Here is a 19,617-nt window from a genome sequence, read left to right as displayed (position 1 = left end):
AGGTAGGGTGCGGGGGTGTCTTCCGCTATCGAACTGGTGATCTTCGACTGCGACGGGGTGCTGGTGGACAGCGAGCCCCTGGCGCTGCGGGTGTGTGTGGAGCTGGGCGCCCAGCTGGGCTGGCCACTGACCGAGCGGGAGATCGTCGACCGCTTCCTGGGGCGTTCGGAGCGCTCGGTGACCGCGCAGGTCGCCGAGCGGCTGGGCGAGGAGGCGGCGGCCCGGTGGAACGCGCTGTACCGGGCCCGGCTCGCGGAGGCGATCGACACGGAGCTGCTGCCGGTGCCGGGCGTGGTGGAGGCGCTGGACGCGATCGTGCTGCCCTCCTGCATCGCCTCCAGCGGTTCGCACGAGAAGATGCGCCGCACGCTGGGCCGCACCGGGCTGCGGGAGCGGTTCGAGGGGCGGATCTTCAGCGCCTCCGAGGTGGCGCGCGGCAAGCCGGAGCCCGATCTGTTCCTGCACGCGGCGCAGCGGCTCGGGGTGGACCCGGCGCGCTGCGCGGTGGTGGAGGACAGCCAGTACGGGGTGCGAGCGGCGCGGGCGGCCGGGATGCGGGCGTTCGGGTACGCGGGCGGGCTGACGCCGGCGGACTGGCTGGCGGGGGCGGACACGGTGGTGTTCGAGGACATGCGGAAGCTGCCCGAGCTGCTGCGGGCCGCCGCCGCGCGGGGCTGAGCACGCGGGGCTGAGCGCGGGCGGGGGACGACCGGGCGGCTGCCCTCGGGGGATGATGCCGCATCCGCCGATCGGGGGATGCGAGGTCTGGCCCGGTGGGCGATGTGGCCGGGGTGCCGGCCGCGGAATCCTGAGGGCATGGCAATCATCGAGGTCAGCGGGCTCCGCAAGCGGTACGGCGGCAGGCCCGTGGTGGACGGGGTCACGTTCTCCGTCGACGAGGGGGAGATCTTCGGGATCCTCGGTCCCAACGGCGCGGGCAAGACCACGACCGTGGAGTGCGTCGAGGGGCTGCGGGTGCCCGACGAGGGGCAGATCCGGGTGGGCGGTCTGGACCCGCTGGCGGATCGCCGGGAGGTCACCGAGCTGCTGGGGGCGCAGCTTCAGCAGAGCGCGCTCCAGCCCAAGATCACGGTGCGGGAGGCGCTGGAGCTGTACGCCTCCTTCTACCGGCGGCCGGCCGCGTGGCAGCCCCTGGTGGAGCGGTTGGGGCTGGCGGAGCGGCTGGACGTTCGGTTCGGGAAGCTGTCGGGCGGTCAGCAGCAGCGGCTGTTCATCGCGCTGGCGCTGATCGGCAATCCCCGGGTCGTGGTGCTCGACGAGCTGACCACCGGGCTCGATCCGCACGGCAGGCGGGAGACCTGGCAGCTGATCGAGGAGGTGCGGGACTCGGGGGTCACCGTGCTGCTCGTGACGCACTTCATGGAGGAGGCGCAGCGGCTGTGCGACCGGGTCGCGGTGATCGACCGGGGCCGGGTCGCCGCGCTGGACACCCCGGACGGGCTGATCGGGCGGTCGGCGGCGTCCACGGTGATCTCCTTCGTGCCGTCCCGGCCGCTGAGCGACGACGAGCTGGCCGGTCTGCCGCTGGTGCGCTGGGACCGGCGCAAGGACGACCGGCTGGTGATCGAGGGCGACGACGCCTCGGTCAACGCGGTGATCGCGCTGCTGGCCCGGCAGCGGATCACGGTGCGTCAGCTGCGGGTCACCGACGCCACCCTGGACGACGCCTATCTCGGGCTGACCGCCCACGCGAAGGAGAGCTGACATGGCGACCACGCAGGATTCCCGCGCGTCGCGGGCGGTGCTCAGGAGCGAGTTCCGGCTGTTCACCCGGGAGCCGGGGGCGATCTTCTGGATCCTTGTCTTCCCCACCGCGCTGATCTCGATCCTGGGGCTGATCCCGGCCTTCCGGGAGGCGAGCGAGGATCTGGACGGCCGGCGGGTGATCGATCTGTACGTACCGGTGGCGGTGCTGCTGTCGATGATCGTGGCCGGGGTCCAGTCCATGCCGGCGGTGCTCTCCGGCTACCGGGAGCGGGGCATCCTGCGCCGGCTGTCGGCCACCCCGGCCCGGCCGCAGACTCTGCTGACGGCGCAGCTGGTGCTGCACGGGACGGCGATCGCGGTGTCGGTGGCGCTGGCCCTGGTGGTCGGCCGGCTGGCCTTCTCCGTGGCGCTGCCGGACCAGTTGGCGGGGTATCTGCTGGCGCTGCTGCTCACCGGGGCCGCCGCGCTGGCGCTGGGGGCCGTCATCACGGCTCTGTCCCGGACCACCAAAATCGCCCAGACTGTGGGTACGGTCGTCTTCTTCCCGGCGATGTTCACCGCCGGGGTGTGGCTGCCGGTGCAGACCATGCCGGACGCCTTGCGGGACATCGTGCAGCTCACCCCGTTCGGGGCCGCTTCCCAGGCCCTGGACCAGGCGGCGACGGGGGCGTGGCCGGCCTGGTCGCATCTGGGTGTGATGGCGCTGTGGACGATGGTGCTGACGGCCGTGGCGATACGCCGGTTCCGCTGGGAGTAGCGGTGAGCGGCTGCGGGGAGCCGCGGCGACGGGGATTCATGCGGAAGGGCGGGGCAGTGAGCCGGTTGACGGTCGAGGAGAGCTGGCAGCGGTGGTACCGCTGGGCGCCCTACGGGACGCTGGGGCTGAGCTCGCTGCTGGCCGTGCTCACCTACGGGGTCATCACCACGACCCGGGGGATGTACGCGGGGGCGGGGCTGCTGGCCGCCGCGCTCGCCCTCCAGCTGTGGCGGGGCCGCACGGAGCGGCGCGGCGACCCGCCGGTTGCGGTGTCCGGGCAGGTGTACTTCTGGACCAGAACCGCGCTCGCCTTCGCCTTCAACTGGGTGAACCCGGTGTTCGGCATCTACGCGGTGCTGGGCTACTTCGACGCGGACCGGCTGCTGCCCCGGCGGGCGGTGCGGGCGGGTCTGCTGACGACGGCGGTCATCATGGCCGGCTCCAACACGGGAGGGTTTCCGCTCCGGAGCGGGATGACGTGGGCCATGTTCGCGGGGCTGTTCGCTCTGCACGGCTCGCTCACCCTGCTGTTCGGCCACCTCGCGGGACGGGAGGAGGAGCGCAGCCGGGCGAGGGCCGCCACCATCGCCGAGCTGGAGCGCACCAACACCCGGCTGGAGCAGGCCCTGAGGGACAACGCCGCCCTGCAGAACATGCTGGTGGTGCAGGCTCGCGAGGCCGGGGTCACCCAGGAGCGGCAGCGGCTGGCCGCCGAGATCCACGACACCATCGCCCAGGGGCTCACCGGGATCATCACCCAGCTCCAGGCGGCCACGGCGACCACCGACGAGACCACGTCCCGGGCCCATGTGGCGCGGGCCGCGACCCTGGCCAGGGCCAGTTTGGGCGAGGCCCGTCGTTCCGTGCAGAACCTGGGGCCCGGGGCGCTGGAGCACCACAGCCTTCCCGAGGCGCTGAAGAAGGCGGTCGACGGCTGGACGGAGGAGTTCGCGGTGCCGGCCACGTTCACCATCACCGGCACCGTGGAGCCGCTGCACGAGGAGGTCGAGGCGACGTTGCTGCGGATCGCACAGGAAGCCCTGGCGAACGCCGGGCGGCACGCGGAGGCGGGCCGGGTGGGAGTGACGCTGTCCTACATGGACGACGAGGTGACCCTGGACGTCCGCGACGACGGCCGGGGCTTCGAGCCGGCGGCGCCCCGGTCCCCGGGCCGCACGGGCGGCTTCGGCCTCGGCGGCATGCGGGCGCGCGCGGCGCGGCTGGCGGGCACGGTGGACGTCGAATCCGAGCCCGGCCAGGGCACGGCCGTCTCCGCTCGCGTACCGTTGGTCCGCCATGGCTGATCAACTCCCCATCTCCTTGCTGATCGTGGACGACCACCCGGTGGTCCGGGACGGGCTGCGCGGCATGTTCGCCACCTCCACCGATTTCACGGTCCTCGGTGAGGCCGCGGACGGGCCGACCGGCGTGGAGCTGGCCCAGCGGCTGGCCCCCGATGTGGTGCTGATGGATCTGCGGATGCCGGGCGGCGGCGGGGTCGCGGCGATCCGTGAGCTGGTCCGGCGGCGGCTGCGCTGCAAGGTGCTGGTGCTCACCACCTACGACACCGATTCCGACACGCTGCCGGCCATCGAGGCGGGCGCGACCGGCTATTTGCTCAAGGACACCCCGCGCGACGAGTTGTTCGCGGCGGTCCGCGCGGCGGCGGAGGGCCGTACCGTGCTCTCCCCCGCGGTCGCCACCCGGCTGGTCTCCCGGGTGCGCGAGCCGGTCGGCGAGGCGCTGAGCACCCGGGAGCGCCAGGTGCTGGGGCTGGTCGCCAAGGGCAGCTCCAACCGGGAGATCGCGGCCGAGCTGTTCATCAGTGAGGCCACGGTGAAGACCCATCTCGCCCACCTGTACACCAAGCTGGGCGTCAACGACCGGGCGGCGGCGGTGGCCACCGGCTACGAACGGGGCATCCTGGGCTGACCGGCCGGCGGGAACCGGCAGCGGTTCACACCGCCACCGGTTCCCGCCGTGCTCCGCTCGTCATCCGCTCGGCGATCCCGGTCAGCTGCCGGGACAGCGCCAGGCCGTCCGGGGCCAGCACCGTGGCCAGCGCGCCGGGCCCGGGCAGCGGGGCCAGCACCGCTGCCGGGCCCGGCAGCGCCACCGCCACCGGCTCGTTCATCCGCTCCGGGTCCACCACCAGCACTTGGCCGACCGCCCGGTGGCCGCCGAGGACCGCGCCCGCGTCCCAGCCCGGGGCGCCAGGACCGATGTCCAGTTCCTGGTCGAGCAGCGGACGGCCCGCGCGGCGGACGGTCAGCCGGGTGGTCAGCCGCCCGGTGGGTTCGTCCGCCCGGCCCAGCACGAGCTGTTCACGCAGGACGAGATGGGCCCCGGCCGCCAGTTCAACCCGGGTGGTCATCCGCAGCGCGCTGCCCGCCGCGCTGATCACCGGCTCCGGCAGCCAGTGCAGGACCCCGCCCTCGCCGACCGTCAGGACGGTGTCGTACCGGGCCTGCGCACCGTCCCGCCCCGGCAGCGCCACCATCGCCGCCGCCGAGGTCACCCGCAGCGCGGCGCCCGGCAGCACCGTCACCGTCAGCCGCAGCCGGTCCCCGCCCAGCGGTCCGCTCATGGCGCCCACGGTGGTGACCTGCGCCCAGCCCGGCTCCCGCGCCCGGGTGCGGCGCAGCGCCAGCGGCCCCTCCCCCGCCAGCAGCGGCAGCCGGCCGCCCGGTGCCGCGGTGATCCGGGCCCGCGCGGTGACCGTCATACGGCCGCGGGCCGGGCGGCCCAGGCGGCCAGCCGCTCCCGTACCCAGGCGCCGACCGGCGCCACCCCGTCCGGCTGCCGCAGCGAGGTGAAGGCGACCGGCAGCGCCCCGCGCCGCTCCCGGGCGTCGCGGGCCATCGCCGCGAGGTCGGAGCCGACGTACGGCGCCAGGTCGGTCTTGTTGACCACCAGCAGATCGGCGCCGGTGATGCCCGGGCCGCCCTTGCGCGGGATGTCGTCGCCCGCGGCCACGTCGATGACGAAGATCTGCGCGTCCACCAGGCCGCGGGAGAAGGTGGCGGTGAGGTTGTCGCCGCCCGATTCCACCAGTACGAGGTCCAGCGGTCCCGTGGTGCGCTCCAGTTCCTCCACCGCCTCCAGGTTGGCGGAGATGTCGTCCCGGATGGCGGTGTGCGGGCAGGCGCCGGTCTCCACCGCCGCGATGCGCTCCGGCGGCAGGACGGCTTCGCGCAGCAGGTGGTCGGCGTCCTCGCGGGTGTAGATGTCGTTGGTGACCACGGCGATCTCCAGGTCCTGGCGCAGCGCGCGGCACAGGGCGGCGACGGTGGCGGTCTTGCCGGAGCCGACCGGTCCGCCGAGCCCGATCCGCAGCGCGCGCCGCCGCCCGCCGGGGTGGGAGGGCGGGGCCTGGTGCGTGTGGCGGGGCGGGAAGGTGTCGGGGTGGTCCAGGTGCATGGTGCGGCTCCTTCAGGAGGCGAACAGCCGGCCGCTGCGGGCGGCGTGCTGTTCCGCGGCGATGTCGAGCAGCGGGGCGGAGGCGGCCGGCAGGGCGTCGGTGCCCTGCTCGGGGACGGCGTCGGCCGCGGTGACGGCGCGCCGGGTGACGGTGTCGAGGTCGGGTGCCAGCCGGGCGAGCAGCGCGGTGGCGTCGAACGGGTCCAGGCCCAGCAGCCGGACCACGGCCGTGGCCGGTCCGCTGACGGATTCGTAGGCGGCGGCGAGGGCGGCGTCGGCGGGGGTGAGTCCGGCGGCGCGGGCGGCCAGGCCGAGGACGACGGGCTGGTGGAGGCCGCCGGGGTGCCGGGCGGCGAGGGCGTCCAGGGCCGGGTCGGGCCAGGTGGCGCGGGCGGCGCGCAGCAGTTGCCGGCCGAGCCGGCGGGCGGTGTCCCGCAGGGCGGGCACGGGGGTACGGGCGTCGGCGGCCTCGTCGAGTCGCCGCGGGTCGTGGCCGGCGCAGGCGGCGGCGGCCAGGGCGGCGGCCACCAGCCCCGTGGTGTGCAGCCGGCCGAGGCAGAAGGCGGCGAGGTCGGCGGGGCCGGTGAGCCGGCCGGCGTGCACGGCGGCCTCGGCGCCGCCGGAGTGGGCGTGGGCGCCGGCGGGGAACCGGCCGTCGGCGAGCAGCAGCAGTGCGGCGGCGGCCGGCATCAGAAGAGGAAGTAGCGCTGGGCCATGGGAAGTTCCGTGGCGGGGGCGGGCTCCACCGGTTCGCCGTCGATGGTGACGGTGAAGGTGTCGGGGTCCACCGTCACCCGGGGCATGGTGTCGTTCTGCCGCATGTCGGCCTTGGTGATCCGGCGGGTGTCGCCGATGGCGGTGAAGCGTTTGCCGACGCCGAGGCGTTCGGGCAGGCCGTCGTGGAGGGCGGTCTCGGTGACGAAGTTGACGGAGTTGGCGGCCGGGGCACGCCCGGTGCCGCCGAACATGGGGCGGGGCAGGACCGGTTGCGGGGTGGGGATGGAGGCGTTGGCGTCGCCGAGCTGGGCGTAGGCGATCTGGCCGCTCTTGAGGACGAGGTCGGGCTTGACGCCGAAGAAGGCCGGCTGCCACAGCACCAGGTCGGCGAGTTTGCCGGGGGTCACGGAGCCGATCTCGTGGTCGAGTCCCTGGGCGACGGCGGGGTTGATCGTGTATTTGGCGACGTAGCGGCGGGCCCGGTGGTTGTCGGCGCGGCCGTCGCCCGGCAGGGCACCGCGGCGCCGCTTCATCACGTGCGCGGTCTGCCAGGTGCGCAGGACGACTTCGCCGGCCCGGCCCATGGCCTGGGAGTCGGAGGAGATGATCGAGATGGCGCCGAGGTCGTGCAGGATGTCCTCGGCGGCGATGGTGGTGGGCCGGATGCGGGATTCGGCGAACGCCAGGTCCTCGGGGACGGCGGGGTTGAGGTGGTGGCAGACCATCAGCATGTCGAGGTGTTCCTCGACGGTGTTGACGGTGTGCGGCCGGGTGGGGTTGGTGGAGGAGGGCAGGATGTGCGGCTCCGCGACCACGGTGATGATGTCGGGCGCGTGCCCGCCGCCGGCGCCCTCGGTGTGGTAGGCGTGGACGGTCCGGCCGCCGATGGCGGCGAGGGTGTCGGCGACGAATCCGGCCTCGTTGAGGGTGTCGGTGTGCAGGGCGAGCTGGGCGCCCGATTCGTCGCACACCCGCAGGCAGGCGTCGATGACGGCGGGGGTGGCGCCCCAGTCCTCGTGGATCTTGAAGCCGACGGCTCCGGCGCGCAGCTGGGAGCGCAGGGCGTCCGGTCCCGTGGTGCTGCCCTTGCCGAGGAAGCCGACGTTGACCGGGTAGCCGTCCATGGCCTCGAACATCCGGGCCAGGTGCCAGGCGCCGGGGGTGACGGTGGTGGCCTTGGAGCCCTCGGCGGGCCCGGTGCCGCCGCCGATGAGGGTGGTGATGCCGGAGGCGAGGGCCTCCTCGGCGATCTGCGGGCAGATGAAGTGGATGTGGGCGTCGACGCCGCCGGCGGTGAGGATCTTGCCGTGCCCCGCGATGATCTCGGTCTCCGGGCCGATGATCAGTGCGGGATGGACGCCGTCCATGGTGTCGGGGTTGCCGGCCTTGCCGAGCGCGGTGATCCGGCCGTCCCTGATGCCGATGTCCGCCTTGCCGGTCCGGTCGTGGTCCAGCACGATCACCCCGGTGATCACGGTGTCGGGGGCGCCCTCGGCCCGGCTGACCCGGGACTGGCCCATGGATTCGCGGATGACCTTGCCGCCGCCGAAGACGGCTTCCTCGCCGGCCCGGCCGGGGCCGCCGCACAGGTCCTCCTCGATCTCGATCAGCAGCCCGGTGTCGGCCAGCCGCACCCGGTCCCCGGTGGTGGGGCCGAAGAGGTCGGCGTACGCGGCCCTGCTCAGCGGCTCAGTCATCGAGCGGCCCTCCGGTCTCGCCGCGCAGCCCCGGCACGATCCGCCGCCCCGCGATCGGCACCAGCGCGACCTCGGCCGGGATGCCCGGCTCGAAGCGGACGGCGGTGCCGGCCGCGATCGCCAGCCGCTTGCCGTACGCGGCCCGGCGGTCGAACTCCAGGCCGGGGTTGGCCTCGGCGAAGTGGTAGTGCGAGCCGACCTGCACCGGCCGGTCGGCGGTGTTGCGGACGGTCAGCCGGGTGACGGGCGCCCCCTCGTTGAGCGGGACGGGTTCGTCGGCGTACAGGACTTCGCCAGGGATCACAGGGGCGCTCCCGCCGGTGGTGGGTCAGACGATGGGGTCGTGCACGGTGACGAGCTTGGTGCCGTCCGGGAAGGTGGCCTCGACCTGGACGTCGGGGAGCATCTCCGGGACGCCCTCCATCACCTCGTCCCGGCTGAGGACCTCGCGCCCGGAGGCCATGAGCTCGCCGACGGTCCGCCCGTCCCTGGCACCTTCGAGGAGGTGCGCGGTGATCAGGGCGACCGCTTCGGGGTGGTTGAGCCGCAGGCCGCGCTCGCGCCGCCGCGCGGCCACATCGGCGGCCACGTGGATCAGCAGCCGCTCCTGTTCGTGCGGGGTCAGTCGCATCCGCTCCACCTCACCGTCGTCACCGCGCGCCACGCGCCGGACACCGGGAGGCTAGTGCGGGCGCGTTTCATGGGCGTTACTTCCGTACAGAAGTATCTTCATTCCCGTCCGCCCCCACGTGACCGACATCAAAGAATTGGCTGTGATGGACCGGGACAGTGCAGGGTAGAAGCCACAGCGCACGGGACGTGAGCTGCACAGTCATAACGCAAGGAGCCCCATGAAGATCGGGATCGTCGGAGCCACCGGCCAGGTCGGCGGCGTGATGCGCGCAATCTTGGCCGAACGGAAGTTCCCGGTCGACCAGCTGCGGCTGTTCGCCTCCGCACGTTCGGCCGGCCGCACCCTGCCGTGGCAGGACGGCGAGGTCACCGTCGAGGACGCCGCCACCGCCGACTATTCCGGTCTGGACATCGTGCTGTTCTCGGCGGGCAAGACCACCTCGCGCGCGCTGGCCGAGAAGGTCGCCGCCTCCGGCGCCGTCGTCATCGACAACTCCTCCGGCTGGCGGATGGACCCGGAGGTCCCGCTGGTGGTCTCCGAGGTCAACCCGCACGCCGTCGCCGACCGCCCCAAGGGCATCATCGCCAACCCGAACTGCACCACCATGGCCGCGATGCCGGTGCTGCGCCCGCTGCACGCCGCCGCCGGCCTCACCTCGCTGGTGGTCTCCACCTACCAGGCGGTCTCCGGCAGCGGACTGGCCGGCGTCGCCGAGCTGGACGCGCAGGCGCGCGCCGCGATCGCCCAGGACGCCACCCGGCTGGCCTTCGACGGGACCGCCGTGGACTTCCCGGCCCCGGACAATTACGTGCGCCCGATCGCCTTCAATGTGCTGCCGCTGGCCGGCTCCCTGGTGGACGACGGCCTGGACGAGACCGACGAGGAGCAGAAGCTCCGCAACGAGAGCCGCAAGATCCTGGAGATCCCCGGGCTGAAGGTCTCCGGCACCTGTGTGCGCGTCCCCGTGTTCTCCGGCCACTCGCTCCAGATCAACGCCCGCTTCGACCAGCCGCTGAGCCCGGACCGGGCCCGTGAACTACTGGCGGACGCGGAGGGCGTGATCCTCTCGGACGTCCCCACCCCGCAGCAGGCGGCCGGCCGCGACGCCAGCTACGTGGGCCGCATCCGCCGGGACGAGACGGTGGACAACGGCCTGGCGCTGTTCGTCTCCAACGACAACCTCCGCAAGGGCGCGGCGCTCAACGCGGTGCAGATCGCGGAGCTGGTGGCGGCCGAGCTGAACGGCTGACCGCCGCCGCCCGCGGGGTGACGGCCGGCGGCCGTCACCCGGCGGGCGCCCGGCGCCGTCCGGCCACGCCCGCGCCCCGCCGGCTCAGCAGTCGCAGCCGCAGTTGCAGTCGCAGCTGTCGCAGCACCCGCCGTCGTCGCTGTCCTCACCGCAGGAGCAGCAGGAGCAGCACGAGGTGTCACAGCCGCTGCAGCAGTCGCAGTAGTGGCAGCACCCGTGGCGTTCCTTGCCGGTCCACGGATCGGGGTAGTCCTCGCGGCAGCACACCTGGCAGGTGCAGAACATGCCCGCCCAGACCAGACACCCCGCCGCCCAGCCGCGCCGGCGCCGCCCGGTGTCCGGCGGGTCCACGAGGCCCGGCGGGTCGGTGAGCCCCGGGACGCTCTCCGCCGTGGCGGGGTGCCCGCAGGTGCGCCCGCCGGGCCCGGCGAAGGCGCGGTCCACCGCCCGCCGCAGCTCGTGCACCAGCAGCACATGCACCAGCCGCTGGTCGCGCAGTTCCGCCTCGGCCAGCGCCAGCCGCACCCCCAGCACCGCGTCGTCGCACAGCCGGCGGGCCTCCGCCCGGCTGGTGCCGGTGGCCGTGAGCGGGTTCCAGGAACCGTCCGCCGCGTCCTGCCGCTGGTCCTCCACCGCGTCCAGCAGATGCGCCAGCCGCCCGAAGTACCGGCCCGCCTCCGCCAGCGCCCGGGCGTTGCCGGGCCGGCCCGCCAGCCGGGCGGTGTGCGCGAACGCCGCCGCCGTCGCCGTCTCGGTCGGCTCGGTCACCGCGAGCAGCGGACCGCCGGGCACCGCCGCCGCCTCCAGTTCCTGCTGCCGGCCGATCGCCTCGGTGAGCAGCCCCGCGTCGAAACCGACCGCCGCCCCGCCCCGGGCGCCGGCCCGCTCCCAGCCGCGCGCCACCCGCCCGGCCGCTGCCGCCAGGGAGCGGCGCCGCAGCAACCCGTCGCCGTCCACCGCGTGGTCGCGCAGCTTGGCCGAGGCCAGCACCAGCGACACGGCGGCGGCCAGTGCGGCGCCCTCGCCCCGGGCCACCGACGCGGTGCGCATCCCGCGCAGCGGGCAGGGCCCCGCGGTACGGCGCCACGGCGCGGTGCCCGCCTCCGGGGGCTGCGCCTGCGCCTCGTAGAGCACCGATATCAGCAGCCCGTCGTAGTTGGTCGCCAGCCGCGCCGCCTGGCCGTGCGTGGTGCGCAGCGCCAGGCACAGACCGCACAGATGGGCCAGCCACTGCTCGCCGAGCCCGCCGGGCAGCCGGTGCCGGCAGGGTCGGATGATGCCGAACACGCCCTGTTCCCCCGTTGCTTCGTTCTCTCCAGCACAAAGCCCCCGGCCGGAATCGGCCGGGGGCTTCGCAGTGTGCCACCCGTTCCCGCTGTGCTGAGCGGCGGGAGCGGGGTCTGTGGTGATCCTGTTACGGGATGGTGGCGCCCACCGCGTTCAGCGCCGCGACCACCGGCTGGAAGAAGGTGGTGCCGCCGCTGGAGCAGTTGCCGCTGCCGCCCGAGGTCAGGCCGTGCGCGGTGTTGCCCGAGAAGAGGGCGCCGCCGCTGTCACCGGGCTCGGCGCAGACGGTGGTCTGGATGGTGCCGCGCACCGTGCCCTGCGGGTAGGTGACCGAGACGTTCAGCGCGGTGACCGTGCCGCTGTGCCGGCCGGTGGTGGAGCCGGACCGCTCGACGGTCTGGCCGACGACCGGGTTGGCCGCACCGGTGATGGCGCGGGTGGAGCCGTCGTACAGGTTGACCGAGCTGGGGCTGGCGATGCTGGAGCTGTAGGTGCCGGCCGCGTAGTCGGAGCCCGGGAAGACGCTGGTGCTCAGGGTGCCGAACGCCGCGCCGCCGGAGGTCGCCGACCAGCTGCTGCCGGTCGAGCCGCAGTGGCCCGCCGTCAGGAAGCCGCGCTGGCCGCCGATGGTGACATTGAAGCCGAGCGAGCAGCGGGCGCCGGAGGTGTAGATGGCGTCACCGCCCGCGATGTACGGGGAGAACTCGCCCTCGACCTGTTCCAGGACGGCCTGGCCGCCGAGGCCGTCCACGGTGGCCTGGAGTTCGGCGAGCGCGTCGCCGGAGACGGTCGAGTCCACCGTCACCTTGACGGCGTTGGAGACGGGGTCGATGCCCCACGCCGTGCCGGGCACGGCGTACTCCTCGACCTCGTCGGCCGCGGCCTCCAGCTGGGCCAGGGTGTGCTCCACCACGCGCGCCTCGGCGCCGGTGGCCCGGACCTCGGAGACGGCGGAGCTGTCCGTGACGTTCACCACGAGGGTTTCCGTCTCGGCGTCGTAGAAGGTGCCTGCTGTCTCGGCGGACAGAGTGTCGTCCAGGGTGGTCGCCAGTTCGACGGCCGCCTGCGAGGACAGGACGTCCGGGGTGAAGGTGGGGGTCTGGGCGTTCGCCTGCGACATGGTGAACGACCCGGCCAGCAGTGCCGCGACACCGGTGGCGGCCATGGTGATGCGCCGCGCGGACATGCGTCGGTTTGTCACGCTTGTTTCCTCCTGTGGGGGTTGGAGCCGAGAGCTCCGGAGAAGGCAGGAACCTGACTCTTCAGCCACGTTCATGCCAAGCGGTGATGGCGAGTATTCCCATCCTGCGGGGGCCCACACAAGAACGACTTCACGCCCCGGACGGGAGTTCGATCACCGCACGGGAGGCCGGTCGATGTGTCCCGAACACGCCCGGTATCTGCCAACTCACCGCCACGCTACGCGCGTTGCGCCCCTCGAAGCTCGCCGAGGGTAAGGACTAGACCTGTCTGAAAACCGTCGCTCCGGGTTCGCTCACCGTTCGCCGCAGTCCGGTTTTCGTGACATCCGACATCCCCCGAACGAGATGCCGCTGCCCCCGTCCGGGTGAACCGGACGGGGGCAGCGGGGAGGATGAACCGCTACGGCGGACGGGCCCGTTACGGGATGGTGGCCCCGTACGCGTTGAGCGCCGCCACGACCGGCTGGAAGTAGGTGGTGCCGCCGATCGTGCAGTTGCCGCTGCCGCCGGAGGTCAGACCGATGGCGGTGTTGCCGGAGAACAGCGGGCCGCCGCTGTCGCCGGGCTCGGCGCAGACGTTGGTGCGGATCATGCCGTAGACGATGTCGCCGCCGCCGTAGTTGACGGTGTAGTTCAGGCCGGTCACCGAGCCGGAGCGCAGGCCGGTGGTGGAGCCGGAACGCTGGACGGCCAGGCCGTTGGTGGCGTTGGCCGCGCCGGTGATGGTGCGGTAGGTGCCGTTGTACAGGTACACGTTGCTCGGACGCGCGATGGAGGAGTTGGTGTACGACACCAGCCCGTAGTCGTTGACCGGGAAGCTGGAGCCGATCGTGCCGCCGATGACGGTGGTCCGGGCGGAGTTGGCCCACCAGGTGCCCGCGCCGTCGGTGCAGTGGCCGGCGGTCAGCATGACCGTCGTGCCGCCGCGGGTGGCGTTGAAGCCGGCCGAGCAGCGCCAGCCACTCGCGTAGATGGCGTCACCGCCCGACAGGTAGTTCTCCAGCGTGCCGGGGGTGCGCTCCACCTCGATGGCACCGGCGAGGGAACCGGCGCTCTCCTTGATCTCCGCGATCTCCTCCTGCGTGACGGTGGAGTCCACGGTGACGAGCACCTTGCCGGTCTCCTCGTCGACCGTCCAGGCGGTGCCGGCGATGTCGGCCGCGAGCACGGCCGAGTCCGCCGTGGCCAGCTGGGCGGTGCTGAAGGTCTGGACCGGCTCGGCACCGGCCGTGCTGGGCAGCGCGAAGGCTGTCAGGGCCGCCACACCGGAGGCGGCGGCGATCAGCCGCAGCCGCTTGACGAGGCGTCTGTGGGGGTTGGGGCGCTCGGTACTCACGATGTCCTCCGTGGGGAATCCGGGGCCCGCTGGGTGTGCGGGCCCGTGAGGCGTGGTCGGGGCCTGCCGCGATTCATCGGCATGACCCTGACAAGCGCTGCACCGAATCTTCACCAAGCCCGGACCCCTTGCCAAGAACCACTTTCAGCCACTCCACGGAACCTCCCCACCCGGCGCGCATCCTGCCCGGATTTCACTCTCCGTCAGCTGCTCCGGGCGCGCGATGTCCTGATGGGGCGCCATAATCGATTGCACCAGAACCGTCACGAAATCCGGTTCGGGCGCCAATCCACTTGGCGCATCATCCGCATCATGGATGACGATAGGGGTGTGGGCGGTTTCGAGCCGCGTGAGAGAGGAGGCATCCATGGGATCGGTACGCAAGGCGAGCGCCTGGCTCGGGCTCGTCGAGGACCGCGAGATGCGCTACTACGACGACGAGTACGCCGAGGGGCCCGAGCCGGGCGACGGCACCGAGCCGTGGGCCACCGACCCGGCGGTGCGGGCGGTGGAGGAGCCGGCACCGGAGGGGGACAGCGGCCGGATCGCGACGGTGACGCCGGAAAGCTTCCGCGACGCCCGCCGCATCGGTGAACTGTTCCGCGACGGGGTCCCGGTGGTCATCAACCTCACCGCCATGGAGCCCGGCGACGCCAAGCGCGTCGTCGACTTCGCCGCCGGCCTGATCTTCGGCCTGCGCGGCTCCATCGACCGGGTCGCCAACCGGGTTTTCCTGCTGACCCCCGGTGACTACCAGGTGGTCAGCGACAGCCGCCGGCACGCCACCGGCTTCTTCAACCAGAGCTGAGGTGGTGCGCGCCCGGCCGGGCGCGCACCACCCCGGCGCGTGTTCCGGGCGTCAGCCCCGGAACGCATCGAGTCCGGTGAGCGCCTTGCCCAGCACCAGCTGATGCATCTCACTGGTGCCCTCGTAGGTGAGCACCGACTCCAGATTCCCGCAGTGCCGCAGGACCGGGTACTCCAGCGAGATCCCGTTGGCACCCAGGATCGTCCGGGCGGTACGGCAGATCTCCAGCGCTTCCCGGACATTGTTCAGCTTGCCGAAGCTCACCTGTTCCGGCCGCAGCCGCCCCGCGTCCATCCGGCGGCCCAGATGGTGCGCCAGCAACAACCCCTTGTGCAGTTCCACCGCCATGTCCGCCAGCTTGGCCTGGGTGAGCTGGAAGCCGGCCACCGGCCGCCCGAACTGCTCCCGCTCCCCCGCGTAGGACAGCGCTGTCTCGAAACAGTCCCTGGCGGCCCCCAGCGCGCCCCAGACGATCCCGTACCTGGCGTGCGCCAGGGTGGCCAGCGCCGCACCGAGCCCCCGCGCCTCCGGCAGCACCGCGCCGGCGGGCAGCCGTACCCCGTCCAGCACCAGCTCACTGGTCACCGACGCCCGCAGCGACCACTTGTGCCGGATCTCCGTCGCGGTGAACCCGGGCCGGTCGGTGGGCACCACGAACCCGCGCACCCCCTCCTCCGTACGGGCCCACACCACCACGACGCCCGCCACCGAACCGTTGGTGATCCACATCTTGCGGCCCGTCAGCACCCAGTCACCGCCGCTGCGCTCCGCACGGGTCCGCATCCCGGCCGGATCGGAGCCGTGATCGGGCTCGGTGAGCGCGAACGCGCCGATCGTCTCGCCGCGCGCCATCGACGGCAGCCAGCGCTCGCGCTGCTCCGGCGAGCCGAACCGGTGGATCGCGTACATCGCCAGCGACCCCTGCACCGACACCAGCGAACGGATCCCGGAGTCCGCCGCCTCCAGCTCCAGACAGGTCAGCCCGTACTGCACGGCGGACGCCCCCGCGCAGCCGTGCCCCTCCAGCGTCATGCCCAGCGCGCCCAGGGCGCCCAGCTCCCGGGCCAGCTCGGGCACCGGGGCACGCCCCTCCTCGTACCAGCGGGCGATGTGCGGCCGGACCCGCTCGTCCGCCCACGCGCGGGTGGTGCGCCGCACGGCCAGGTCCTCCGGGCCGAGGAGGTCGTCGAGCCCGAGCGGATCGGCCGGGTCGAAGGGCGGCGGGGTACCGGTGGGCATGGCGGTGCCTCCTGGGGCCGGGGACGCGGGACGGGGCGACGTTAGGGCCGGGTGACCCCGGTGGGCAAGAGCGGTCGCTCCCGCGGGCCGTGCTGCGGCCCGACCGGCACCGCGGCGCTCTCCGGCGCGCCCGGGCCGGTGGCGGCCGGCAGCCGGGGCAGCCGCAGCGCCGCCAGGGCGCCGAGCAGCAGCAGGACGGCGCTGGCGGCCAGCGTCAGGTGCATGCCGTGGACGTACGCCTCCCGGGCCGTCTGCCGCAGGGCGAGGCCGGGACCGCCGCCGAGCTGGGCGGCCACCGAGTACGCCTCGCCCAGCGAGTGCGCCGCCGCCGCGGTGTGCTCCTCGCCCACGCCCTGGGCGCCGCGCACGGCGGGCCCGTAGACGGCGTTCATGATGCTGCCCAGCAGCGCGATGCCGAGCCCGGCGCCGAACTGGTACGCCGTCTCGCCGATCGCCGCCGCGCCGCCCGCCCGGCCGGCCGGGGCGTCGGAGAGCATCGACTCGTAGGAGGCGAACAGCACGGTCTCCAGGCCGAAGCCGAGCAGCACGAACCCGGCGGCCATCAGCAGCGGCCGGTCCTGCTCGCCCAGCTGCATCAGGGTCAGCACGGCGCAGGCGGTCAGCACGAAGCCCAGCGAGACCATCAGCCGCGGCCCCAGCCGCTGGAGCAGCCGGGCGCCCAGCAGCCCGGCGGTGATCGCGGCCAGGCTGAGCGGCAGCAGCCGCAGCCCGGTCTGCAGCGGGGTGAGTCCGAGCACCAGCTGGAGGTACTGGGCGGCGATCAGCGCCAGTCCGACCAGCGCCAGCACGGTCAGCACGATGCAGCCCACCGAGGTACCGAAGGCGGGGCGCGCGAAGGCCCGCAGATCGATCAGCGGATGCGGCTGCGCGCGCTGGCGGCGGACGAAGAGCGTCAGCAGCACCGCCCCGGTCAGCGCGGCCAGCAGGGTGAGCGGGCTGTACAGTTCCCCGCCGCCCGCCCGCTTGAGCGCCATGATCACCGTGAAGAGGCCGCCGGCCGCCAGCAGCGCCCCGGCCACGTCCCAGGGGCCCTGGCGGTCCCCGGTGGACTCCGGCAGCAGCCAGCGCGCCACCGGCAGGCACAGCACCATCAGCGGGATGTTGACGAGGAAGACCGAGCCCCACCAGAAGTACTCCAGCAGCGCGCCGCCCACCAGCGGGCCGATCGCCGCGCCCACCGCCGCGACCGCGCTCCAGATGCCGATCGCCAGCGCGCGTTCCCTGCGGTCGGGGAAGACGTGCCGCAGGATCGACAGGGTGGCCGGCATGATCATCGCCCCGCCCATGCCGAGCAGCGCGCGGGCCACGATCAGCACCCCGGGGGTGGCGGCGAAGGCGGCCAGCGCGGAGGCGAGCCCGAAGCAGGCGTACCCGAGCAGCAGCACCCGGCGCCGGCCGATCCGGTCCCCGAGGGTGCCGAAGAGGATCAGCAGCGAGGCGCACATGAGCGGGTAGACGTCCACGATCCACAGCAGCTCGACCGCGCCGGGCCGCAGGTCCTCGGTGACGGCGGGCACGGCGACGTGCAGCACGGTCGCGTCGATGGCGACCAGCAGCAGGCTGACGCACAGCACGACCAGAACCGACCAGCGGTTGCGGTCTCGGGCGGGGAGCGGACTCGCCATGGGCGCAGGCACCTTGGGGACGGGGCGGAGCGGGGACGGACGAGCCACAGCGTACGTCAGGGGTGGCCCGCGGCCCCAGGGACTCCGGTGCGTGACCGGCGGGCCGTGCGGCCGGCCGCGCGTCACCCGAAAAGCCCTGAAAGAAAAACAATCCGAATGGCCGTACCATCATCGCCAGATCGGCAAATCATGGGTTCCGGGAAATTCGTAAAGCCGGGTGAACAGCGGGAAAACTCCAGGCCAATCACCCCCGGAAAAGACTCCCGGCACATCACATCGGCATCACGAAAGCAGGCCGGAGTCGAAGTGCTCCTATCACCGGCTGTAATCTTGCTGAGGTGCGTACCGACCGATTCTTTGCCCGCCTCGAGCAGGAGCCGCAGCGACCGGCCGTCGCGGCTCCCGGCATGAGCCGTACCCGGATCGCACTCCTGTGGGCGACGCTGGGCGCGTACGCGACGATCGTGGCGGCGGTGCTGAGCACGTCCTGGCTGGTCAGGTTCGACTGGCAGGTGATGCTGTTCCGGCCGTACAAGCAGTGGCCGGGCCTGCACGCCTTCCTCGACTACTTCGTGGTGCTCGGGCAGCGCGGCCCCACCGCGGTGCTGGTGGCCGCCTGGCTGGGGTGGCGCTCGTGGCGGCAGCGCACGCTGCGCCCGCTGCTGGTGATGGGTGTGGCGCTGCTGGCGCTGAATCTCTCGGTCGGCGCGGCGAAGCTGGGCATGGCCAGGGAAGGGCCGCACTACGCGAATGACATCGGCTCCAACGAGATGTGGTTGAACGGAGATATATTTCCCTCCGGCCACACCGCCAACGCCGTGGTGACCTGGGGGATTCTCGCCTATCTGGCCACCACGCCCCGGGCCCGCAGAACGCTGTCGATCATCGCCGCGGTGTTCGCGCTCGGCGTGGGCGCCACCACCGTGTATCTGGGCACCCACTGGGTGAGCGATGTGCTCCTCGGCTGGGCGGCCGGCCTGCTGATCCTGCTGGCGCTGCCGTGGTGCGAGCCGGTGATCCGCGAGGTGGAGCGCCGGCTGCTGGTACTGCGGGACCGGCTGAGCGGGAGACCCGGGCGGCAGCCGCACCCCGTGCTGCCGCCACCGGACGTACCGCCCGTCACGCTCCCGCCCGACCCGGCGAGCGCCCCGGCCAGGGCCGCCGCGCTGCCGGCCCGGCTGGCGAAGGCCCACACCCGCTCCCCCGCCGTCCGGCCGCTCCAGACCGAGGGCAGGCCGGCGGCCGGCCACCCGGGGGTGCGGCCCGTGGAGCCGCTGGGGGGCTCGTTCAGCCCTGCCAGCAGCGCACCACCTCACCGTCCTTGACCGCGAGGTTCAGCCGCCCCGGCATGTACTCCATGGTGATGATGGCGTCCGGCGCGAGCCGCCGCACCGTGCCCCAGCCGCGCTCGGTGGCCTGCCGTTCCGCACGGTCGGCGGCCAGCCCCACATAGGTCTCGGGGTCGTCGTCCGGCGTCTGGGGGCGCTGGGGGCGCCAGGGCTGCGAAGGGGTCATGTGCCCACCGTAGGCCGGGCCCGGCGCCCCGGGAAGTACCGGACCCGGGTCCCGCCCGGATCAGCGGACTGTCACGCTTCTGTCACGGTGCCCCCGGCCGGGCGCCGCCGGCTGGTTCGTGCGCTTCGTGTAATGGAAAATCGCCCCGGCATTCGAGCGGAAGGCCCCGGGAAATCACCGGACGCCGCGGTGCGTGCCCGCCGGGAATGGCCTCCGTGCCCGGCTCCTTTTTCTCCACCGGTCGCGCGGCGGCGGGTCCGCGGCGCCCTCCGATCACTTCGCACACCCGCCCCTCGTTCGCGCACCCGTACGAACCGGACGGCTCCCCGTACCCGATGTGTGCGAAACACACGCCCTCGGCGTGACCCTCGCGCCGCCCGGG

The 19,617-nt window shown here is 73.3% G+C and carries 20 protein-coding genes; 8 read left to right on the top strand and 12 right to left on the bottom strand.

Annotated elements, in window-relative coordinates; genetic code table 11:
- The first annotated feature begins 15 nt into the window (after window positions 1-15).
- The 5 genes from BM385_RS04525 to BM385_RS04505 all read left to right on the top strand — a co-directional run bounded on the left by BM385_RS04525 (window position 16) and on the right by BM385_RS04505 (window position 4,417).
- Window positions 16-678, top strand: coding sequence for an HAD family hydrolase (locus BM385_RS04525; protein ID WP_026047559.1), 663 nt, complete (start codon window positions 16-18; stop codon window positions 676-678).
- Between the two features lie 138 nt (window positions 679-816).
- Entirely contained in the window at window positions 817-1,725 is a 909-nt protein-coding gene (locus BM385_RS04520) for an ABC transporter ATP-binding protein (protein WP_019434600.1), read from the top strand.
- 1 nt (window position 1,726) lies between these two features.
- On the top strand, window positions 1,727-2,485 hold the full coding sequence (locus BM385_RS04515; RefSeq protein ID WP_019434601.1) for an ABC transporter permease: 759 nt from the start codon (window positions 1,727-1,729) through the stop codon (window positions 2,483-2,485).
- Between the two features lie 65 nt (window positions 2,486-2,550).
- Window positions 2,551-3,789, top strand: coding sequence for a sensor histidine kinase (locus tag BM385_RS04510; RefSeq protein WP_019434602.1), 1,239 nt, complete (start codon window positions 2,551-2,553; stop codon window positions 3,787-3,789).
- On the top strand, window positions 3,782-4,417 hold the full coding sequence (locus BM385_RS04505; protein WP_093842259.1) for a response regulator: 636 nt from the start codon (window positions 3,782-3,784) through the stop codon (window positions 4,415-4,417). Before BM385_RS04510 ends, BM385_RS04505 begins: the two co-directional genes overlap by 8 nt.
- Window positions 4,418-4,442: 25 nt before the next feature.
- Here BM385_RS04505 and BM385_RS04500 read toward each other — a convergent pair whose 3' ends face one another.
- The 6 genes from BM385_RS04500 to BM385_RS04475 are packed head-to-tail and all read right to left on the bottom strand — an operon-like array spanning window position 4,443 to window position 8,950.
- Entirely contained in the window at window positions 4,443-5,210 is a 768-nt protein-coding gene (locus BM385_RS04500; RefSeq protein ID WP_093842258.1) for an urease accessory protein UreD, read from the bottom strand.
- The gene (ureG, locus tag BM385_RS04495; RefSeq protein WP_019434605.1) at window positions 5,207-5,905 is read right to left on the bottom strand and encodes an urease accessory protein UreG; all 699 of its coding nucleotides are present in this window, start codon (window positions 5,903-5,905) and stop codon (window positions 5,207-5,209) included. Before ureG ends, BM385_RS04500 begins: the two co-directional genes overlap by 4 nt.
- Window positions 5,906-5,917: 12 nt before the next feature.
- Window positions 5,918-6,595 (bottom strand): urease accessory protein UreF, encoded by a 678-nt coding sequence (locus tag BM385_RS04490; RefSeq protein ID WP_093842257.1) that lies wholly within the window; start codon window positions 6,593-6,595, stop codon window positions 5,918-5,920.
- Window positions 6,595-8,319 carry an urease subunit alpha gene (locus BM385_RS04485; RefSeq protein WP_093842256.1) on the bottom strand — a complete coding sequence of 575 codons (1,725 nt, stop codon included), beginning with the start codon at window positions 8,317-8,319 and terminating at the stop codon, window positions 6,595-6,597. Before BM385_RS04485 ends, BM385_RS04490 begins: the two co-directional genes overlap by 1 nt.
- Entirely contained in the window at window positions 8,312-8,623 is a 312-nt protein-coding gene (locus BM385_RS04480) for an urease subunit beta (protein ID WP_019434608.1), read from the bottom strand. The genes BM385_RS04485 and BM385_RS04480 overlap by 8 nt, the downstream gene beginning before the upstream one ends.
- 24 nt (window positions 8,624-8,647) lie before the next feature.
- Window positions 8,648-8,950: an urease subunit gamma gene (locus BM385_RS04475; protein ID WP_026047562.1), complete on the bottom strand. Its 303-nt coding sequence runs from the start codon at window positions 8,948-8,950 to the stop codon at window positions 8,648-8,650.
- A gap of 220 nt (window positions 8,951-9,170) precedes the next feature.
- Here BM385_RS04475 and BM385_RS04470 point away from each other — a divergent pair, with 220 nt between their 5' ends.
- Window positions 9,171-10,202 (top strand): aspartate-semialdehyde dehydrogenase, encoded by a 1,032-nt coding sequence (locus tag BM385_RS04470; RefSeq protein WP_019434610.1) that lies wholly within the window; start codon window positions 9,171-9,173, stop codon window positions 10,200-10,202.
- Between the two features lie 84 nt (window positions 10,203-10,286).
- On the opposite strand, the gene BM385_RS04465 is transcribed toward BM385_RS04470, so the two are convergent.
- The 3 genes from BM385_RS04465 to BM385_RS04455 form a co-directional block, all read right to left on the bottom strand.
- The gene (locus BM385_RS04465; RefSeq protein WP_093842255.1) at window positions 10,287-11,489 is read right to left on the bottom strand and encodes a DUF5685 family protein; all 1,203 of its coding nucleotides are present in this window, start codon (window positions 11,487-11,489) and stop codon (window positions 10,287-10,289) included.
- A gap of 127 nt (window positions 11,490-11,616) precedes the next feature.
- Window positions 11,617-12,690 carry a S1 family peptidase gene (locus BM385_RS04460; RefSeq protein ID WP_026047563.1) on the bottom strand — a complete coding sequence of 358 codons (1,074 nt, stop codon included), beginning with the start codon at window positions 12,688-12,690 and terminating at the stop codon, window positions 11,617-11,619.
- A 419-nt stretch (window positions 12,691-13,109) separates the two neighbouring features.
- On the bottom strand, window positions 13,110-14,027 hold the full coding sequence (locus BM385_RS04455; protein ID WP_093842254.1) for a S1 family peptidase: 918 nt from the start codon (window positions 14,025-14,027) through the stop codon (window positions 13,110-13,112).
- Window positions 14,028-14,394: 367 nt separating this feature from the next.
- Between BM385_RS04455 and BM385_RS04450 the strand changes: the two genes are divergently transcribed.
- A complete protein-coding gene (locus BM385_RS04450; protein WP_019434614.1) occupies window positions 14,395-14,835 on the top strand; it encodes a cell division protein SepF in 441 nt (146 codons plus the stop codon).
- 51 nt (window positions 14,836-14,886) lie between these two features.
- Here BM385_RS04450 and BM385_RS04445 read toward each other — a convergent pair whose 3' ends face one another.
- Window positions 14,887-16,074, bottom strand: a complete 1,188-nt coding sequence (locus tag BM385_RS04445) for an acyl-CoA dehydrogenase family protein (RefSeq protein WP_019434615.1) — start codon at window positions 16,072-16,074, stop codon at window positions 14,887-14,889.
- A gap of 41 nt (window positions 16,075-16,115) precedes the next feature.
- A complete protein-coding gene (locus tag BM385_RS04440; RefSeq protein ID WP_019434616.1) occupies window positions 16,116-17,720 on the bottom strand; it encodes an MFS transporter in 1,605 nt (534 codons plus the stop codon).
- A 407-nt stretch (window positions 17,721-18,127) separates the two neighbouring features.
- Here BM385_RS04440 and BM385_RS04435 point away from each other — a divergent pair, with 407 nt between their 5' ends.
- Window positions 18,128-19,045 carry a phosphatase PAP2 family protein gene (locus BM385_RS04435; protein ID WP_175542939.1) on the top strand — a complete coding sequence of 306 codons (918 nt, stop codon included), beginning with the start codon at window positions 18,128-18,130 and terminating at the stop codon, window positions 19,043-19,045.
- On the opposite strand, the gene BM385_RS04430 is transcribed toward BM385_RS04435, so the two are convergent.
- Window positions 19,008-19,235 carry an I78 family peptidase inhibitor gene (locus BM385_RS04430; protein ID WP_019434618.1) on the bottom strand — a complete coding sequence of 76 codons (228 nt, stop codon included), beginning with the start codon at window positions 19,233-19,235 and terminating at the stop codon, window positions 19,008-19,010. The genes BM385_RS04435 and BM385_RS04430 overlap by 38 nt on opposite strands.
- Between the last annotated feature and the right edge of the window lie 382 nt (window positions 19,236-19,617).

The organism is Streptomyces harbinensis (assembly GCF_900116145.1).
GTDB classification, from domain to species: domain Bacteria; phylum Actinomycetota; class Actinomycetes; order Streptomycetales; family Streptomycetaceae; genus Streptomyces; species Streptomyces carpaticus.
This window is presented reverse-complemented; position numbering and strand designations above follow the sequence as displayed.

Excerpts from the sequence above, each read along its gene's own strand:
- BM385_RS04520 (WP_019434600.1), top strand. The coding sequence starts at position 817 with ATGGCAATCATCGAGGTCAGCGGGCTCCGCAAGCGGTACGGCGGCAGG.
- BM385_RS04515 (WP_019434601.1), top strand. The coding sequence starts at position 1,727 with ATGGCGACCACGCAGGATTCCCGCGCGTCGCGGGCGGTGCTCAGGAGC.
- BM385_RS04505 (WP_093842259.1), top strand. The coding sequence starts at position 3,782 with ATGGCTGATCAACTCCCCATCTCCTTGCTGATCGTGGACGACCACCCG.
- BM385_RS04500 (WP_093842258.1), bottom strand. The coding sequence starts at position 5,210 with ATGACGGTCACCGCGCGGGCCCGGATCACCGCGGCACCGGGCGGCCGG.
- ureG (WP_019434605.1), bottom strand. The coding sequence starts at position 5,905 with ATGCACCTGGACCACCCCGACACCTTCCCGCCCCGCCACACGCACCAG.
- BM385_RS04490 (WP_093842257.1), bottom strand. The coding sequence starts at position 6,595 with ATGCCGGCCGCCGCCGCACTGCTGCTGCTCGCCGACGGCCGGTTCCCC.
- BM385_RS04485 (WP_093842256.1), bottom strand. The coding sequence starts at position 8,319 with ATGACTGAGCCGCTGAGCAGGGCCGCGTACGCCGACCTCTTCGGCCCC.
- BM385_RS04475 (WP_026047562.1), bottom strand. The coding sequence starts at position 8,950 with ATGCGACTGACCCCGCACGAACAGGAGCGGCTGCTGATCCACGTGGCC.
- BM385_RS04470 (WP_019434610.1), top strand. The coding sequence starts at position 9,171 with ATGAAGATCGGGATCGTCGGAGCCACCGGCCAGGTCGGCGGCGTGATG.
- BM385_RS04450 (WP_019434614.1), top strand. The coding sequence starts at position 14,395 with ATGGGATCGGTACGCAAGGCGAGCGCCTGGCTCGGGCTCGTCGAGGAC.
- BM385_RS04445 (WP_019434615.1), bottom strand. The coding sequence starts at position 16,074 with ATGCCCACCGGTACCCCGCCGCCCTTCGACCCGGCCGATCCGCTCGGG.
- BM385_RS04440 (WP_019434616.1), bottom strand. The coding sequence starts at position 17,720 with ATGGCGAGTCCGCTCCCCGCCCGAGACCGCAACCGCTGGTCGGTTCTG.
- BM385_RS04435 (WP_175542939.1), top strand. The coding sequence starts at position 18,128 with ATGAGCCGTACCCGGATCGCACTCCTGTGGGCGACGCTGGGCGCGTAC.
- BM385_RS04430 (WP_019434618.1), bottom strand. The coding sequence starts at position 19,235 with ATGACCCCTTCGCAGCCCTGGCGCCCCCAGCGCCCCCAGACGCCGGAC.